Origin of the sequence: Microbacterium sp. 2RAF4 (genome assembly GCF_052115285.1) — a bacterium.
Taxonomy (GTDB): domain Bacteria; phylum Actinomycetota; class Actinomycetes; order Actinomycetales; family Microbacteriaceae; genus Microbacterium; species Microbacterium oxydans.
This window is the reverse complement of the sequence record NZ_JBFRGI010000027.1, coordinates 1-340: the sequence shown is the minus strand read 5'-3', so window position 1 is coordinate 340 and position 340 is coordinate 1. Positions and strand designations below refer to the sequence as shown.

The window sequence follows — 340 nt, the reverse complement described above, 5'->3', positions numbered from 1 at the left end:
GTGTGTCAGCTGCCGGCGAGCTGCTGATCCAGATCCTGGATCGCCCGCATCATCCCGAGCAGCGACTCCGACATGTCATTGATGCCATCGACCGCCGTCTTCAGACCCGTCGTCAGCTCCGTGTACCCCTCACCGAACTTCCCCGACGCGTGCTGCGTCTTGAAGTCATCACCCAGAAGAGTGTCGACCTGACCCTTCAGCGTGTCCAACTGCCCCTGAATGTCATCACGAGCCTGCGACAGCGAACCCGCCACCTGCTCCATCTCCGCATAAGACGCACCGAAATCGGCCATCGTCCACACCTCCGCAAATCGAGAGAACCGGACCCCTCCGGCCCGAA

At 61.5% G+C, this 340-nt stretch carries 1 protein-coding gene; it reads right to left on the bottom strand.

The genetic code is table 11. The features are described 5' to 3' along the window. Positions 1–5 precede the first annotated feature (5 nt). Positions 6–293: a WXG100 family type VII secretion target gene (locus tag AB4070_RS18620; protein ID WP_052748607.1), complete on the bottom strand. Its 288-nt coding sequence runs from the start codon at positions 291–293 to the stop codon at positions 6–8. Positions 294–340: the final 47 nt, after the last annotated feature.